The sequence below is a fragment of the Flavobacterium odoriferum genome (assembly GCF_025499515.1).
Taxonomy (GTDB): Bacteria; Bacteroidota; Bacteroidia; order Flavobacteriales; family Flavobacteriaceae; genus Flavobacterium; species Flavobacterium odoriferum.
In genome coordinates this window covers 43,409-61,918 of the sequence record NZ_JAMKFA010000002.1, presented here as the reverse complement: position 1 = coordinate 61,918, position 18,510 = coordinate 43,409, and the positions used below count along the sequence as shown (strand labels likewise).

Sequence of the window (18,510 nt, the reverse complement as noted above, 5' to 3'; positions counted from 1 at the left end):
ATTTTTGCATTTGAAAGTAGTAAAGCTTAAATTATTTTATTATTTAGCCTAATTCATTTGTTTCAGAATCAATTACATGAATATGGTTTATCAGGAAAGTATTCAATTAATACAAATTTTGGGCTTCTATAAGTGTATTATCAGAAAAATAGATAAAAAGTCAAAATTATATATGCATTACTAATTAGATTTTTTTATTTAAAATTAAATGATTGAAGTGAGGTTGATATATTCAACTTAATAAGACAAAAAACATGTGGTTTTTTGATTATGAAGAAACAATATAAATTTATCAAATAATCAAATTTAGTTGCATAAATATAAACAAAGAAAAAAAATTTAAGAATTTAAAAATTAGATAAATTAATTTTTTAAAAAAAACTTATTATGTTTGCTTTTCATAAACCCCAAATTTATAATTATGAAAAGAAATTACTTACTACTATTTTGTTTAGTACTTTTCGCAACAAAGTCTTTTAGTCAAGAAGTTAAGAAAATAGCATCTGATAATAAGAGTAAAATTTTAAGAAAAAACGATGCTATACAAGATTTTTCAAAACAATTAGATAATGTTAGAACATTTCAACCAAGCGGAGTTATTAGATGTGCAACAACAGAACATAATAAAAGTCTTCAAAACAGCAAACTAGCTCCGAGTGATGAAGAATTTGAAAAATGGCTGGCACCTAAAGTTGCAGAAATAAAGAACAAAAGAAATCAAAGAGCTTTACCAACAACTATTGTAATTCCAGTTGTAGTTCATATTATTCATAATGGAGATGCAGTTGGTACAGGTGAAAATATTTCACTTGCACAAGCTTTGTCACAAATTCAAGTTTTTAATGAAGATTTCGGTAAACTAGCTGGCACTCCTGGTGATGGAGCTGGAGTTGATACAGATATACAATTTTGCTTAGCACAAATTGATCCAAATGGTAATCCTACAAATGGAATTGTAAGACATAATCTTGGAGCTGCGTCATTTGATTCTGCAGCAGTAGAAGCAGCAAAAGCAGCTACAATATGGGATCCTACCAAATATCTGAATATGTGGACATTTAACTTTGGAGGTGATTTAGCTGGTATTTTAGGCTATGCGCAATTTCCAACTGGCTCAGGACTCGCTGGTATGCCAACAGGCGATTGTTTTGACGATTCAGGAAGTGGAGCATCAACAGACGGTGTAGTGTGTTCCTATGACACGTGGGGCTCAAGTTCTTACGCAACAGGCGCATTTAATCCACCTTATGACAAAGGAAGAACAATGACGCATGAAGTTGGCCACATGTTTGGTTTGCGCCACATCTGGGGAGATGGAGGCTGTGGAGTAGATGATTTTTGTGATGATACACCATTATCAGATGCTGCAAATTTTGGTTGTCCCACAACAAATAGTTGTACAGATACTCCAGTAGATTTTAATGATCAGGTACAAAATTATATGGATTATACAGATGATACATGTATGAATATTTTTACCCAAGATCAAAAAGATAGAATGTTAGCGGTTTTAATGAACTCTCCAAGAAGAGATGATTTATTAGTTTCAACTGTTTGTACGTCTTCTGTTTTAACTCCTTTCATACAATTCAAAAGACAAGATTGTGAATTTAGACCAGTAAACGAAATCAACGAAGGAAGTGATTGTGGCGGATTTACAGAGTTCACAATAGTTTTAGATATTGATAAAGCACCCTCAGCAAATGCTACTGTTACATTTGCAGTTGACGGAACCTCAACCGCAAATGCCGCTGATGTACAAATTATGACTCCTATAATTACTTTCCCATCAGGTTCAACAGCAGATCAAAACTTAGTGATAAGAGTGTTACACGATGGTTTAGTTGAATTAGACGAAGATTTAGTAATATCTTTCGTTGTAAATCCAAATGGTGGAGATGCTGTTATCAATCCAAATGGAAATATATTTACTCTAAAAATATTAAATGATGATTCAATTCCAACATTAACTCAAACTTACAACATTTTAGATGAAGATTTTGAAGATGCCTCAGGTTGGTCAACTTTTGATGTTGATGGCGATGGAAGAGTTTGGGATTTAGTTACTGGATTAGATGGTTTTGGTACTACTCCAAATACCTTAACAGGAACCGTTGCATTTTCTGAAAAACGATTAACTTACTTAGGAGGAACTGGTACTGCCAATCCAGTAAATAATTATATTATTAGTCCTCAAATTACATTTCCAACTTCAGCTACATCTATCAACCTTTCTTACATTGTTGGAGCATATGACAATACTGCCGCTACAAGAAATGCTGGAAATTTTAGTGTTTATTTCACAACAAGTATTGCTAATGAAGCCGCTATTCTTGCTGGAACTTTAGTTCAAGCTAACCTTGTTATTAATGAAAATACAACACAATTACGTACTTATAATTTAATGACAACTCCTAATTTAATGGGGCAAACAGGATATTTAGTTTTTAGACACAATAATACATCCACAACAGCAAACGTAGGATTATTATTGTTAGACACGGTAAAAATTGAAGTCGTAAAAAACACTCTTGTTCAAACCGAGGTTAATACACCAACAAGATATGAAGCTTTGTTAAATTCTAATGGTAGTTTTTACGGATATGATGATTTAAATGGAAATATTATCGCTGGAATTATAAACAACACTTCTTCTAATTATGGTTGTTCAACAATTGAAGTAAATAGAAGTCAAACTTCTGTCGGTAATCCTACAAAAGCATTTATAGATACTAATGTCTCTAACGCTATTTTATCAAAAACATATAATATTACAGCCGCAAATGTTCCTGCTTCTCATAATTATAATGTAAGATTATATTTTACTGAAGCAGAAGTTGCTGCTTGGGAATCTGCAACAGGAAAATCTCGTTCAGAATTACAAATAATAAAAGTTCAATCAAATATTATTGATAATGTAAATAGTACTAATTATACCACATTTGCGATAGAAGAATTCCCTGCAACAATTTCAGCTTTTGGAAGTAATGTTGTTTTTGAAGCTAATTTCACAAGTCCACTTAATGGAGGTTATGCGGTAGGTCCTAAAACAGGAATAAACTGTGGCGACATTTCTACTATCTGGAATGGTTCCTCATGGAGTAATGGAGTTCCTTCAAAAGTTAGTGCAGTTACGATTACGGGAAATTACTCTTCAACAGCTAATTTAGATGCTTGTTCTGTAACTATAAACAATGGTGCCAATGTTGTTTTCAATGCAGGACACACTTTAATTGTTAACGGAAACGTTACTGTAAACACAGGCGGAAGTTTAACCATTAATAATAATGCGGCTTTACGCCAAATAGACAATGCTGCAGTAAACACAGGAAACATTATTGTGAGAAGAAATTCACAACCAATGATTCGCCAAGATTACACCGCTTGGTCATCTCCTGTAATTAGTCAACAATTACTTGCCTTTTCACCAAATACTGTTGCTACACGTTTTTACCAATATCTTTATACTGGAACTACAACGCCAACAGCTTATCAATCGGTTACACCAACCACTAATTTCTTGGCAGGTAAAGGATACATGATTCGTGTTGATAATACATGGTCATCAACAGTGGCTTCATCATACAATGGTCAGTTTATGGGAGTTCCTACAAACGGAATCGTGAATCAAAGTATTGGAACAGGATATAACTTGTTAGGAAATCCATATGCTTCACCAATTGATGCAGACACTTTCTTGGCAGATAACACAAGTATTGGAACATTATACTTTTGGACAAATACCACTGCTGCAAGTGCGGGTGTTTATCCTCAAAACAACTATGCAGCTTATACAACATTAGGAGGAACAGCTGCTTTTGGAAGTGGTGCAATTCCAAATGGAACAATTCAAACAGGACAAGGATTTTATGTACAAGCTAGCGCTGCAGATGTTGTTGATTTTAACAATGCACAACGTGTAAATGCATCAACTTCAACACAATTCTTTAGAACTTCAAATCAAGCTAACACAACTGTTTCAGCAGAAAAACACAGAATTTGGTTCAACTTGAATGATGCAAATACATCTTATAATCAAATGCTGTTAGGTTACATGCAAGGTGCAACCAATGGTTTTGATAATATGATTGATGGGAAAGTATTAGATGATACAAAACCAACACTATTCAATGTTGTAAATGATGATAAATATGTAATTCAAGGAAGAAGTTTGCCATTTACAGATGCAGATGTGGTTCCGTTAGGATTAAAAGTAGTAACACCAGGAACTTATTCGATTTCGATTGAAAACGTTGATGGGTTATTTACTTCACAAGATGTGTTTATCAAAGATAAATATAACAATAGCATTCACAATGTAAAACAAACACCATATTCGTTCTCATCACAAGACGGAACATTCACAGATCGATTTGAAGTGGTTTATAAAAACACCCTAACCAATGAAGATTTTGTAAACGAAAACGGAATTGTGGTGTATTCAAACCAAAATGGAATTGTAATTTCAGCCTCAGAAAACATCAAAGAAATTATTGTTTTTGATGTTTTAGGTAGAAAATTATACCACAATGAAAAAGTAAACGAAAAAGAGTTTGTAGTAGCCAAACTAACACAATCAAACCAAGCGTTACTCGTAAAAACAACACTAACAAATGGTCAATCAGCCACTAAAAAAGTGGTGTTTTAGAAATGAATTAAGATAAACGAAAAGCCCAATCATTATTTGATTGGGCTTTTTTTATTCCATTTTTTTTATCACATAAGTCACAATTCCCCAAATAATAAAATCATTGTGTTCCTCAATCTTAATGGGCTTGTAAAGCGAATTTTCGGGCATTAGGAATAACAATTCTTCTTCTTGCTTTATTCTTTTTACCGTAAATTCTCCGTCAATTAAACAAACTGCAACTTTATTGTTTTTAGGCTCTACACTCCTATCGATTACTAAAATATCACCATCGTCGATTCCTGCTCCTGTCATAGAGTTTCCGCTTGCTTTGGCATAAAAAGTGGTTTCTTTATTTTTAACTAATATGCCATCTAAACTTATTTTATTTTCTTCAAAATCTGCCGCTGGAGATGGAAAACCTGCTTTAATTCCACTTGTTATAAACTGTTGTCCTTCCGAATGAGTATCATCGGGAATAAAAAAAGTTAGCGTTGAATTTAATGACATTTTATTTCGAGTATTTCTTTAAAATTAGTGGTATATTTGTTTGACAAATGGTATTGTTTCATCTTCCATGTGCGTTGTAAATCTTGATTTCCTAATCGAATTTTTCGTTCTCCAATTTTAGCATGTTGCTTATCTATTACTTCCATAATTTTTTGAAATTTCGGGTTTTCATCATCAAATAAATGAAACTGCCTTTGATTGGCAGGAATAATTTCGGTAACAATTACACCTGCTTTTTTATACGAATCACCTTCTTTGTATAATTCGGATAACATTTTTAAAGCTAAATTACTAATTGAAAAAGAAGTATTACTTGGAAAAGGTAGCATTGCCATTTTATAGAAATTATACCGCTCGCCATTGGCTTTAAACTTGTCTTTTTTAAGAAATAAAACTACTCCATAACAACATGAATTTTGTTTTCTGAGTTTTTCGGCACAAACAGAAGCAAACGTAGAAACGCGCTCTTTTAATTCGCTGTAAGAAGTAATATCCTTTTCAAAACTTCGTGTAATAGCGATATTTTTCTTGGTTTTTGGCTCTTCTAAACTTAAGACCGACTTCCCTTCTAATTCATATTTTAAACGTAAACCTACAACGCCCATTTCTTTTTTTATAAAAGCTTCGTTGTGTGGCAATGTAAAATCATAAGCTGTTAGAATTTGTTGCGATTGCATTTTTTTAGTTAATCGATAGCCAATTCCCCAAACATCCTCAATTTTAGTCCATTTTAAAGCTTTAATTCGCTTATCTTCTGTATCAATAACGTAAACCCCATTAGTGCGTTCTGGAAATTTTTTAGCAATTCTATTTGCTAATTTTGCTAATGCTTTAGTAGGTGCAAATCCTATTCCTGTGGGAATACTTAGCCATTTCATCAATTTTTTTTGGACATCTAATCCATATTGATGATAGTCGGAAATGTTCATTCCATCAAAATTCAAAAAAGCCTCATCAATACTATACACCTCAACACTTGGGCAAAATTTTTCGAGAATTTTCATAACACGCTGACTCAAATCGCCATACAACGCATAATTGGAAGAAAATACCTTTATGTCATGTTGTTTAATTGCATCCCTAACTTTAAACTCGGGTGCACCCATGGGAATTCCAATTTCTTTAGCTTCATAACTTCGCGAAATAATACAGCCATCATTATTGGACAAAACCACAACAGGTTTTCCATTATATTGAGGCTGAAAAACACGTTCGCAAGAAACGTAGAAATTATTACAATCGACTAAAGCATACATCTTGTAAAATTACTTTTCTTTTTACGAAAAATGAATGATACAATTGTTAATGTTAATAACTTTGACTTATCGTTTTAACGAAAAATGCGCTCTAAAAACTTGTCTCGTTTGTGAATTTTGAGGTAAATAATCAACCGTAAACCAATAATCTGTTGAAGGTAATTTTTCGCCATTAAATGTACCATCCCAACCTAAACCTGCAGGAGAAATTTGTTTTAAAAACTTACCATATCGGTCAAAGATTGATATAACTGCATCAGATTGTTGACTCAAATCCCAAATATTCCAATTGTCATTAATTCCGTCACCGTTTGGCGTGAAATAATTTGGATAATTAATAATATAAATTGGTCCTAATCGTGTAGGAGAGCAATCGCCAAGTGTATCAAAAATATTTATAAAATATTCTCCTGTTGCTAAATTTGAAAACACATTACTTGATTGCAACTCGCTCAAATCTCCGTTTGGATATTCTAATTGGTATAAATAATCTCCGAATCCGTCAATAATGTTTACGGTGATAAACGTATTGTTTTCAAAAGCAGAACTCACTGTAAAATCAGCAACAGCTGGACCCGATTGAATTATGGTAACTGTTGTGTTGTTATAATTACAATTAGCTCCTACATCGGGTGTTAATTTAATAAATTCGACATCATAAACTCCAGCTTGCGAAGCAGTATAGCTTGCTCCAGTTCCCATAAGTGTTCCGTTTAAATACCAATTCACGGTAAAAAAAGCTGGATTTAAACCCGAATCAATTGTATAAGTACTATAAACGGTTCCTGTTTGAGAATCTACACAAATAATTCCGCCTTGTAAAGTAATATCTAACAATGGATGAACTGTGAAAGTAAACGAAATTTCATCATTACAATTTGGATTCCCAATAGCTGAAGCATACACATAATACGTATACGTTCCCGGAGTTGAAATATTCAAATTCGTAATCAAATCCGTAGCATTTCCGCCAGATTGCGAATAATAATTAATATTGTAAGCCGTTACTGGCAATGTTGGTAAAACATAAGTTCCACATTCATCTGTATCAAAAACTAACCCTAAAGTAGATAGATTAGGTGTTTCAGAAACTACTATATCAAAACTATCTTCTTGTGTACAAATAATTCTATCGCCATTAACAGCGTACACATAAATAGTCGTAGTTGTATTTGGCGTGTTAAAAACAGTTCCTGGCGGCACGGGATTTACTCCAGCAGTGTCATAAAAATATCCTATTGTATAATTAAATGGTGTTGGCGCAACATGTGTTAATACAGGCAATTGAAAATTATCATTTTCGCACACAGGTTGGTCATTAAACAAGGGCAAATTAACACCGCTATAAATAATGGTAAAAGGACGGTTGATTTCACAACCTGTAGTATTGTCAATATTATATAAATAAAAAGTCTGTGTTGTATCAAAAACTTGAGTTGAAGAAACAACTGCTCCTCCTCCACTTGGCCCACCAAAAGCAGTATAAACTGTTCCGTTTGTAATTGTTCCTATCGTATAAGGCAAGCATTCTGTTCTACCTGTAACGTTATCAGCAGGTGGAAATGGATTCAAAAAAATCGTAAAACTCGATTCGTTTTCACAACCATTAGCATCTAATCCGTTATAAATATAATATGTTCCAGGCGGTAAATTTGCTCCAGACAAATCAATTCTATTTCCCGAAAATAATTGTTGTTGCCCAATAACTGTTGGCCCTCCAGATAACGTATAATAAGTCCCATTTGTTAAAACAGGTAAAACAAACTCTCCACAATAAGTTCCACTAGGAATTATATCCACTAAAGGTAAAGGATTAATTGAAATATTATAATTTAAGTTAGAAGTACAATTTGGCAATGTAGTAGTAGTTGTAAAATAATAAACAACTTGAGATGAAGTAATATTCAAATCTGTAATTTGAGTTCCTCCTCCATTTGGAGCTGTGTAATACCCTCCAAAAGAAACAGCAGGTAAAGTATAAACACCGCAATCTGAAACGGTAGTAAAAACAGTTGTATCTACCAAATTAATAACAATATCATTAAACTCTATACAAACTCCTGGCAAACCTTGACTTGTAGTGTGCGCTAAAGAATTAACAACATAATAAGTGCCTGGTAAATTTGGCCCAGAAACACTAATTACGTCTCCTGCGTTTAAAGTTGCACCACTTCCATCAGAAGCGGTATTATATGTTCCATTTGTTAAGGCTGGTAATGTGTAAGAATCACACGTAGTAACATCGGCTGGGTCGTCTACTAATGGTAATGGATGAATATAAATTATAAATTCTTCATCTCTACAAAACACACCATCAACCTCAGCATAATAAAAAACAGACATTGTTATTGTTGCCGAAGTATTGTTTGAAAATAGAGTTCCTTCAACTAATAAAGTTCCTCCTCCTGATGGCCCTCCTAATGCAGTATAAAAATCCCCAATGCCATATGGTGTTGCCGGAATTGTGAATAAACCACAATGATCTAGAGTTGGTTCATACTCATCAATAAAATAAGCATTAAAAGAACTTTCGTTTGTACAGCCATTTGCATCTGGTCCAGCAAAAATATAATATGTTCCGCTTGAATCAATAATATCTCCAATGTTTAATTGTACTTGTCCAAGTGTTGTGGGTCCGCCTGGTAAAAGATAATAAGTTCCATTCGCAATAACTGGCAATGTAAATTGACTACATTCTATTGGATCTGGAATGTCATCAACCACTGGCAATGGATTAATCGTAATTGTAACCAAAGTAACATCAAAACAATTAGGATTTGAATTATCTTGGATTCTGATTCCAATAGTAACAGCTGTTGTTCCGTTTGGAATTGTAATTGAAGTTATCGGGCTAGTACCAGAGGAAGCTTCACCAACAGAATTATAATATGTTACTGTGTAATTAGCTGGCGATTGACCATTTAAAACTTCATTCGTTGTGCTATTTGTAAAAGTATAATTTGTACCTCCTTGACCTTCACAAACTGAAATTGGATTAGGTGGTGTTGCTACAACAGCATTTGTCACAATTAAATCAAATGGATATACTGCATCACAAAAATTACCTGAAACGGTATTGAATATTTTGATATAAATTGTTTGACCTCCAGAGCTTGAATAAGAAGTCAAATTCCCACTTGGAATTGGATTATTTGCTACAATATCTGCTGGCGATTCATAATAAAAAACATCATAAATAGCTGAATCAATTCCTAATGCAACTTCATTATTTGTAATTAAATTAAAATTGTAAGAAGCAGCTCCATTATTACACGTTAATAAGTTGGAAGGATTTGTAACTGCTAAATCAGTAAAAACAATAGTATCAGTTATTGTACAAGTTCCTCTTACAGCTTCAACTGTATAAGTTCCTGCTTGAGTTACGGTATATGTTGAATTAGTTTCACCAGGAATTGGATTCCCATTTTCAAACCAAGTAAAAGTAAATGTATTATCCAAATTGGTGTCCAACTGAACAGAATCGCCTGTACAAATAATCTGGTCTGAACCTAAATCTAAAGTAGTAGTAAAACTTCCTGCAGCTATAAAAACAGCAGAATCAAAACCTGAATTAGCATAATCACCAATAACTAATCTTATTTTGTAAGGCGTATTTGGAATTACAGCCGAAGAAGCATTCATAACCACAGTTTGACCTCTCATATTTAACGCAGAGGAGGGATTTCCAACATTATAAATATCAAAAAAAGTCGGATTTATTGAGGCGCAACTATTGTTTGGACTTGAAGGCTCATTATAAATACTATTTCTAATTGTGGTTACCGATACTGGTGTATTTGTTCCAGGAATAACTGCTAAATTTGTTGAAATCCCAGAAGACAAATCAGTTAACACAAAGGCAAAAACGTCACTAAATTCGCATTGATAAAACCCATATTCATTGGAAGCAAACAAAAAGTTAAAACTAAAACTGTTCGAAAGTGGAATAAAATCAAACTCTAAAAATTCAGCGTTTACAATTGGACTTGTTCCTCCATTAGCATCGCTTAAAGTTTGCAAAAAAACATCTCCAGAATTTGTTACGGAACTACTCAAATTTACACCTGTATATGGTCCTTGTGTAAAAGTAGCTACTCCATTTCTAATAACTATTCCTTCAGAAATTGGAAAAGTTGATCCATTTTGATTAAAATATGCAACAGATTGTGTGGAAGAAACAAAAATATTAGAAACCTCCACGCAAGAGTTTCCAAGTAGTAAATCAACTAACTGAGCAGGTGTATTTGTTGTATTATCAACTGTTATTGTTTGGGCAAACAAGCTTGTTGAGAACAACAGAACAAATATGTAGGTTATTTTATTCACGATTTTGCAGGGGTTAAAATCATTGATATAAATGTAATCAAAAAAGACAAATGATAGTGATTATAATTAAAAAAAGTTTGAATAATACACATTATTCAAACTTTTTATTAATTTATCGATAATTCACTAATCATTCAACTTCAAAACAGCCATAAACGCTTCTTGCGGAATTTCTACATTTCCAACCTGACGCATACGTTTTTTACCTTTTTTCTGTTTTTCAAGAAGTTTACGTTTACGAGAGATATCTCCACCATAACATTTTGCAGTTACGTCTTTTCTTAAAGCTTTAATCGTTTCACGAGCAATTACTTTAGCTCCAATTGCAGCCTGAATAGGAATATCAAATTGTTGTCTTGGTATTAATTCTTTAAGTTTTTCACACATTTTTTTACCAATATGATACGCATTACTTTCGTGAATTAAAGCCGAAAGCGCATCAACCGGTTGCGCATTTAACAAGACATCTAAACGAACTAATTTTGATTCGCGCATTCCTATTGGATGATAATCAAAAGAAGCATATCCTTTAGAAACTGTTTTTAATCTATCATAAAAATCAAATACAATTTCCGCTAACGGCATGTCGAAATTCAATTCTACACGCTCTGTTGTTAAATACGTTTGATTGGTGATTACACCACGTTTTTCAATACACAAACTCATTACGTTTCCAACAAAATCCGATTTTGTAATAATGGTTGCTTTGATATATGGCTCTTCTACTCTATCTAATTTAGACGGCTCAGGTAAATCAGATGGATTGTTTACAATTAAGATAGTATCAGGTTCTTTTTTAGTGTACGCATGATACGAAACGTTAGGAACAGTAGTAATTACCGTCATATCAAACTCACGTTCTAAACGCTCTTGGATAATTTCCATGTGTAGCATTCCTAAGAATCCACAACGGAAACCAAATCCTAACGCAGCTGAACTTTCCGCAGCAAATACTAAAGAAGCATCATTCAACTGAAGTTTTTCCATCGAAGCACGTAAATCTTCGTAATCTTCGGTATCTACAGGATAAATTCCAGCAAAAACCATTGGTTTTACATCTTCAAAACCTTTAATCATATTTGTTGTAGGCGTTTTTGCATCGGTAATAGTATCACCTACTTTTACCTCTTTAGCTTCTTTAATTCCAGAAACTAAATAGCCTACATCACCTGTTGAAATAACACTTTTTGGTACTTGATTTAATTTTAATGTCCCAACTTCATCGGCAAAATATTCATTGCCTGTAGCCATGAATTTAATCTTCTGCCCTTTTTTTATTTCTCCATTAATAACACGGAAAATTACTTCAATTCCTCTAAAAGGATTATAATGCGAGTCGAAAATCAAAGCTTGTAATGGTTCTTCTGGATCTCCTTTTGGAGCCGGAATTTTATCAATAATAGCTGCTAAAATATTTTCAACACCAAAACCTGTTTTTCCAGAAGCATGAATAATATCTTCTAATTTACATCCTAATAAATCAATAATATCATCACTAACTTCCTCAGGATTAGCACTTGGTAAATCTACTTTATTTAAAACCGGAATAATTTCCAAGTCATTTTCTAAAGCCAAATATAAATTCGAAATCGTTTGTGCCTGAATACTTTGCGCTGCATCTACAATCAACAAAGCACCTTCACAAGCGGCAATAGAACGAGAAACCTCATACGAGAAATCCACGTGACCTGGTGTGTCAATCAAATTCAGAATATATTGTTCCCCTTTATAGGTATATTCCATTTGAATAGCGTGACTTTTTATAGTAATACCACGTTCGCGTTCTAAGTCCATGTTATCTAGTAACTGAGCCTTTTCTTCACGAGCTGTAACGGTTTGCGTAGCACCTAATAAACGGTCTGCCAACGTACTTTTTCCGTGGTCAATGTGTGCAATAATGCAGAAATTTCTAATGTTTTTCATCTTTCAATGTAAAGTTCATGTACAAGAGGCATTTTCATCTTCCAAACTCTTGTTCGTTTAATCTGCAAATATAAGCTAAAGTTTTGGATTTTAAACCTGAGAATCTTTGGAAACCCATTCGATTTAAAAAATTCTTATCTTTGCAAAAAATTGAACCACAATGCCTAAAATTGGTAACATCATACTACCCGATTTTCCTTTATTATTAGCCCCAATGGAAGACGTGAGCGACCCACCATTTCGTCGTTTATGCAAATTACATGGCGCTGATTTGATGTATTCTGAATTTATTTCATCAGAAGGATTGATTCGTGATGCTGTGAAAAGCAAGCAAAAGCTAGATATTTTTGATTACGAACGCCCTGTGGGAATTCAAATATTTGGTGGTGATGAAGAAGCTATGGAAATGTCGTCGCGAATTGTGGATGCTGTTCAACCAGATTTAGTAGACATCAATTTTGGTTGCCCAGTAAAAAAAGTGGTTTGCAAAGGTGCTGGTGCTGGCGTTTTGAAAGATGTAGATTTGATGGTGCGTTTAACCAAAGCCGTTATCAAAGGAACCAATCTTCCGGTTACAGTTAAAACACGTTTAGGCTGGGATGAAAGTTCAATTAATATTGATGAAGTTGCCGAGCGTTTGCAAGACATTGGCGTGCAAGCCTTAACGGTTCATGCCAGAACACGAGCACAAATGTACAAAGGTCATTCGGATTGGAGTCATATTCAAAGAATCAAAGAGAATCCTAGAATTACGATGCCAATTTTTGGAAATGGCGATATTGATTCTCCTGAAAAAGCATTAGAATACAAAAACAAATACGGTTTAGATGGTATGATGATTGGTCGCGCTGCGATTGGTTATCCTTGGATTTTTAATGAAATTAAACATTATTTCGCCACTGGAGAAAAATTAGCTCCGCCAAGCATGAACGACCGAATTGAAGCCGCAAAAAATCACTTAATTTGGAGTATTGAATGGAAAGGTGAACGTTTAGGCATCAACGAAATGCGTCGTCATTACACCAATTATTTCAAAGGTATTCACGGTTTTAAAGAATACAAACAAAAATTGGTTACCACAGATGGCATCAATCAATTATTGGATGTATTTACTGAGATTGAGCAAGTGTATGCGGATTATCAGCATCAATTTTAATTCAAACCAAAATTCAGAAGCGGTATTTGCAATGAAAAATTCACACTTCTAAAGTCAAACAATTTTTCATAATACAAATTGGAGTATATTCTGATTGGCTTTTCATGAATATTAAATTTGATTGTTTTTGAAACACCTACAACATAATTGGTTAAACGATTTTCATATAAGTTAATTTCGTAATAAGGTTTCAATTCTATAGATTCAATATTTTTACTTATTCCCAAATTCAAACCGTTGTATCTTGAATCAATCATTAGTTGATTATAAGAAATTCCAAAATTGAAATATTTATCAATTGTGAACGCATAATATATTATATAATTTTCAAACTGCCCAACTGATTTTATATAATCTAAATCATGTATCTCATAAGAAAATCTAATTAAATCAGAAAAAGATTTATTATCGGAAAATATATTGTATTTATTAACACAGGTCTTAACACTTGAATTCCCATTAAAATCAACTTGATAATTAATTGAAGCACCTAAATTGAATCTTTTCTTAGCAATTTTATTGACATAATAATAACTAATAAAACCGAATGGCAATCTATAATCTCCATGGTAATCAAGAATTACAAAAGAATTATGAAGTTTGTAAAACATATATCCATTTTTCTTTAAATAAGAAAAACCTCCGGGTAAATCTTCACGAAATTCCTTTTTTAATTTTTCAATTTCCATTTTTTCAAACGAGTCATTAATAAGATCTTTTAAAGAATAATTTTCAGAAATTGTATCTAAATCTGAAAAAGGAAATGACTTAATTATGTATTGTTTTTTATTAGAAAATTCTAAGTAATAATCATCACTCATAAAAACCCCAGCTTTTCCAAAACTATCATTTTTGGCTGGAATCATGTCTTCTAATTTTGAATTCGACACATAATTATATAACCAATTTGCGATGTTTGAATCGTGTAATTTTGTAAAGACTATTGTGTCTTTAACGATGTTACTCTTCTCTTTAACAAAATACTGTGTGGATTTTAAGATTAATTTTCCGTAATTATCTTTATATAAATCAATCATTAAATCTGTATGATTTAATCTAAAATAAAAATCTGACAAAGTATCATTTCTTAAATCTGGAAGTTTTGAAACTTCAATTGCTTTATACACAAGCTCTTTTTCGAATTTTGAAATCAAAGAATCATTGATGACTTTTTGAGCAAAACCCAATTGAAAAAAGAGAAAAAGAAGGAAAACTTTTTTAATCATAATCAAATATAGAAAATTGCATAACTATATAGATGTATTATTTTATAAAAAGGTTGGAATTATAATTTAAGATTCTGAAACAAGTTCAGAATGACAGACTAGAATTTTCTACCCATGATAAACCCTAGAAAACACAATCTTCCCTTCTTTAATTTCTAAAACTTCAGCTACTAACATATCAGCTTCACCTGCTACTTGACGTGTGTATTCCATGAAAACTCTATCGGTGTTGGCGGTTAATGAAGTTACTTTGTAGTGTAATGTTGGTAATCTATCAAAAGCATCTTGCCACCATAGGCGCATGGCTTCTTTTCCTATGATTAAACCATTGGTTTCCGGTTGGCGAATTTTTAATTTCGGACTAAAATGTTGGGCTTCGTCGTCGTATAATTCTAATAATTTCTCTAAGTTTTTCGTATTGAAAGCATCAAACCATTTAATGGCGATTTGTTGTTGTTGATTTGGCATAAAATGTATATTTAATAGAAAGTTACAAAACGTTAATAAATAAAAAAAGACACAAAGAAAAAATCGATGTGCCTTTGTATTTTAGAAAATGGTTTTAAGCATTTTTAAGGTTGATGATTTCTTGTTCGGTTAAGAATCTCCAATCACCTCTTGGTAAGTTTTTCTTAGTTAAACCAGCGAATGTTACACGGTCTACTTTTAAAACATCGTATTTTAAGTGTTCGAAAATTTTACGAACCACTTTTACGTTAGAAGTTTTCATTTTGATACCGATTTCACTTTTTGGTTGATCTTCAATATAGGTGACTTCTTCCACGAATACTTTGTGGTCATCAATCATTAACCCTTTTTGGATTTTTTCTAAATCTTCGAATTTCAAATTTTTATCTAACGAAACTTGATATACTTTAGAAGAACGTTGGTTAGGAACCGTGAATTTCTGAACCATTTCAGTATCATTAGTAAACAATAACAAACCAGTTGTGGTTTTGTCCATTCTTCCAACAGGTAATAAATTCGATTTTGAAGCTCCACGTACTAAATCCAACACATTTGCTGAACCTGGAGAATCATCACCAGCTGTTGAAAAGTTTTTAGGCTTGTTCAATAAGACGTATTCTTTCTTTTCTGGCGTAATATTTACACCATCAAACTGAACCACATCGGTTAATTTAACTCGGTGACCCATTTCGGTGACAACAACACCATTTACTTTTACATTACCACTTTGAATGTAAATATCCGCATCTCTACGACTACACATTCCTGAATTAGAAATATAACGATTTAGACGAATTTCGTCTGGATTTGATGGTCTTTTTGGTGATTTTGGAGCTTTTGGAGCATCCGCTTTAGCTGCATCTGGCTTCGTTGCAAACTTTGAAGGCGCTTTACGAATTGGCGCATTTCCTCTTGAATTACTATCTTTCTTGTAACCTCCTTGCCTTCCAGAACCTGGACGACTTCTATCATTATCTTGATGACGTGACATATTATAAACAAATTTCTGCAAAGATATAACTAATATGTTGAAACACACACTTTAGTTTTTTAAATCCTAAAATGTTATTTGAAACATCTAATAAATAGATATAGAATGAGTTAAAATTAGTTTTTTCCCATGAAATAAAACAGAAGGATCAATTAAAACAATACAAAAAACACCCGAAACGATAATGAACTTCAACAAGAAATGAAGTTTTAAATATTCCGTTTTTGTAGTTGCTTTCCATAACATCATACAAAAAAATAACAAAGCAATTAAGCTCAAATAAAAGTAAATATCCATGTAGCCCACATTGTAAATTTCAATTAAGAAATATATGGGAACGATAGTCGAAATGGTTAATATTGAAATAATACTTTTTGCTCTTTTTTCACCAAAAACAACAGGAATAGTCTTATAATCCGAAATTAGATCGCCTTCGATGTTTTCTAAATCTTTAATTAATTCTCGAATTAAAATCAATAAAAACAAAAACGTAGCATGTGCAAAAATGACTTCGTAAAAGTTTTTATAATACATTAAAATCCCGAAGAAAGGCAAAACCGCTAAAACAGCAGCAGTAATGTTTCCTACCAAGAACATCTTTTTCAATTTGTGCGAATAAAACCAAATTAGAAAAATGTAAGTCGAAAAGAACAACATCGCTCGCCATGAAATGAAAAACATCAGAAAAGCCACAATGAAATTAATCGTAAAATAGACTTTTAACTTGGTTTCTTGACTCACCAATCGGTCAATCATAGCCTTTTTTGGGCGATTGATCAAATCTTTTTTGGCATCGTAAAAGTTGTTAATAATGTAACCCGAAGCAATAGTTAGAGTAGAAGCAACCACGATTAAAAACAAACGCCAATCGAGGATAATATCTAAAGCACGCTTTTCGGGAGCTAAAATGAATATAGCAGAAAGATATTGCGCCAATGCAACGACCCAAATATTATATCCTCTAATTACAGAGAAAAAACTGAATATTTTAGTTAGGATTAATTTGGTTTTACGGGTGAGCATGAGTTTTTGTTCAAAGTTTAAAGTTTAAAGTTCCCTTCAAACTAAAAACATTAAAAATTATAAACTACTTCTAATTTATAGTCTTTTAAAGATGCTTTTGCTTTGTCTAAATCTTGGGTAAATCCTAAAATATAACCACCACCTCCAGAACCACATAATTTTAAGTAGTAGTCGTTCGTGTCGATTCCTTTTTGCCACACTTGGTGAAATTGCTCTGGAATCATAGGTTTGAAATTATTCAAAACTACTTTTGATAATTGTTTGGTATTTTCTAATAACGATTTTACATCGCCATGCAAGAAATTTTCCACACAAGCATCGGTATATTTTATGAATTGTGATTTTAACATCGTACGGAAACCGTTATCTTTTAAGTTTTCCATAAAAATAGAAACCATTGGAGCGGTTTCGCCCACAATTCCTGAATCAATTAAGAAAACCGCACCTTTTCCTTGTGTACTTTGCGTTGGAATTCCAGTAGCTTCAATATTATCTTTCGAATTAATTAAAATTGGAATACTCAAATAACTATTCAAAGGATCTAAACCTGAACTTTTTCCGTGGAAAAACGATTCCATTTGAGAGAAAATCGTTTTTAATTGCAATAATTTTTCACGTGTTAAATTTTCTAACACTGTGATTTTATCATTTGCATATTTATCGTAAATAGCAGCAACCAAAGCACCGCTACTTCCTACACCATATCCTTGAGGAATACTGGAATCAAAATACATTCCGCTGTTTACATCTTGCTTTAAAACTTCTAAATTAAAAGTTACTAATTCAGGTTGTTCAGTTTGCAATTGCTCTAAATAAACAACATATCTTTTTAAACTTTCGTTTGATTTAATTGCACTTTCTGAAGGATTTTCATCTTTCTTTAGAGCACCATTATAGAAATTATATGGAATTGAAAGCCCTTTCGAATCTTGGATAATTCCATATTCTCCGAAAAGTAATATTTTTGAGTAAAAAAGTGGTCCTTTCATTTTTTAGTATTCAGT

At 32.6% G+C, this 18,510-nt stretch carries 11 protein-coding genes; 2 read left to right on the top strand and 9 right to left on the bottom strand.

Annotated features, from left to right (window positions below; translation table 11 throughout):
- Positions 1–421 precede the first annotated feature (421 nt).
- Positions 422–4,648: a T9SS sorting signal type C domain-containing protein gene (locus M9Q43_RS02840; RefSeq protein ID WP_262317471.1), complete on the top strand. Its 4,227-nt coding sequence runs from the start codon at positions 422–424 to the stop codon at positions 4,646–4,648.
- 51 nt (positions 4,649–4,699) lie between these two features.
- On the opposite strand, the gene M9Q43_RS02835 is transcribed toward M9Q43_RS02840, so the two are convergent.
- The 4 genes from M9Q43_RS02835 to lepA form a co-directional block, all read right to left on the bottom strand.
- Positions 4,700–5,137 (bottom strand): LexA family protein, encoded by a 438-nt coding sequence (locus M9Q43_RS02835; protein ID WP_262317470.1) that lies wholly within the window; start codon positions 5,135–5,137, stop codon positions 4,700–4,702.
- Positions 5,128–6,393, bottom strand: a complete 1,266-nt coding sequence (locus M9Q43_RS02830) for a Y-family DNA polymerase (protein WP_262317469.1) — start codon at positions 6,391–6,393, stop codon at positions 5,128–5,130. The genes M9Q43_RS02835 and M9Q43_RS02830 overlap by 10 nt, the downstream gene beginning before the upstream one ends.
- A 66-nt stretch (positions 6,394–6,459) precedes the next feature.
- The gene (locus tag M9Q43_RS02825) at positions 6,460–10,719 is read right to left on the bottom strand and encodes a T9SS type B sorting domain-containing protein (RefSeq protein WP_262317468.1); all 4,260 of its coding nucleotides are present in this window, start codon (positions 10,717–10,719) and stop codon (positions 6,460–6,462) included.
- A gap of 126 nt (positions 10,720–10,845) precedes the next feature.
- Positions 10,846–12,642 (bottom strand): translation elongation factor 4, encoded by a 1,797-nt coding sequence (lepA, locus tag M9Q43_RS02820; protein ID WP_133610194.1) that lies wholly within the window; start codon positions 12,640–12,642, stop codon positions 10,846–10,848.
- 160 nt (positions 12,643–12,802) lie between these two features.
- Here lepA and dusB point away from each other — a divergent pair, with 160 nt between their 5' ends.
- On the top strand, positions 12,803–13,798 hold the full coding sequence (gene dusB, locus M9Q43_RS02815; RefSeq protein ID WP_262317467.1) for a tRNA dihydrouridine synthase DusB: 996 nt from the start codon (positions 12,803–12,805) through the stop codon (positions 13,796–13,798).
- Here the strand turns inward: dusB and M9Q43_RS02810 are convergent.
- The 5 genes from M9Q43_RS02810 to M9Q43_RS02790 form a co-directional block, all read right to left on the bottom strand.
- The gene (locus M9Q43_RS02810; RefSeq protein WP_262317466.1) at positions 13,795–15,024 is read right to left on the bottom strand and encodes a hypothetical protein; all 1,230 of its coding nucleotides are present in this window, start codon (positions 15,022–15,024) and stop codon (positions 13,795–13,797) included. The two genes, dusB and M9Q43_RS02810, sit on opposite strands and share 4 nt — an antisense overlap.
- Before the next feature lie 108 nt (positions 15,025–15,132).
- Entirely contained in the window at positions 15,133–15,492 is a 360-nt protein-coding gene (locus tag M9Q43_RS02805; RefSeq protein ID WP_262317465.1) for a nuclear transport factor 2 family protein, read from the bottom strand.
- Between the two features lie 94 nt (positions 15,493–15,586).
- Positions 15,587–16,483, bottom strand: coding sequence for a pseudouridine synthase (locus M9Q43_RS02800; protein WP_262317464.1), 897 nt, complete (start codon positions 16,481–16,483; stop codon positions 15,587–15,589).
- Between the two features lie 87 nt (positions 16,484–16,570).
- Positions 16,571–17,506, bottom strand: a complete 936-nt coding sequence (locus tag M9Q43_RS02795) for a geranylgeranylglycerol-phosphate geranylgeranyltransferase (RefSeq protein WP_262317463.1) — start codon at positions 17,504–17,506, stop codon at positions 16,571–16,573.
- Positions 17,507–17,556: 50 nt separating this feature from the next.
- Complete coding sequence (locus M9Q43_RS02790; protein ID WP_262317462.1) at positions 17,557–18,495, bottom strand: mevalonate kinase family protein; 939 nt, start codon at positions 18,493–18,495, stop codon at positions 17,557–17,559.
- Positions 18,496–18,510: the final 15 nt, after the last annotated feature.

Coding starts and splice junctions, on each gene's coding strand:
- M9Q43_RS02840 (WP_262317471.1), top strand. CDS start 422: ATGAAAAGAAATTACTTACTACTATTTTGTTTAGTACTTTTCGCAACA.
- M9Q43_RS02835 (WP_262317470.1), bottom strand. CDS start 5,137: ATGTCATTAAATTCAACGCTAACTTTTTTTATTCCCGATGATACTCAT.
- M9Q43_RS02830 (WP_262317469.1), bottom strand. CDS start 6,393: ATGTATGCTTTAGTCGATTGTAATAATTTCTACGTTTCTTGCGAACGT.
- lepA (WP_133610194.1), bottom strand. CDS start 12,642: ATGAAAAACATTAGAAATTTCTGCATTATTGCACACATTGACCACGGA.
- dusB (WP_262317467.1), top strand. CDS start 12,803: ATGCCTAAAATTGGTAACATCATACTACCCGATTTTCCTTTATTATTA.
- M9Q43_RS02810 (WP_262317466.1), bottom strand. CDS start 15,024: ATGATTAAAAAAGTTTTCCTTCTTTTTCTCTTTTTTCAATTGGGTTTT.
- M9Q43_RS02805 (WP_262317465.1), bottom strand. CDS start 15,492: ATGCCAAATCAACAACAACAAATCGCCATTAAATGGTTTGATGCTTTC.
- M9Q43_RS02800 (WP_262317464.1), bottom strand. CDS start 16,483: ATGTCACGTCATCAAGATAATGATAGAAGTCGTCCAGGTTCTGGAAGG.
- M9Q43_RS02795 (WP_262317463.1), bottom strand. CDS start 17,506: ATGCTCACCCGTAAAACCAAATTAATCCTAACTAAAATATTCAGTTTT.
- M9Q43_RS02790 (WP_262317462.1), bottom strand. CDS start 18,495: ATGAAAGGACCACTTTTTTACTCAAAAATATTACTTTTCGGAGAATAT.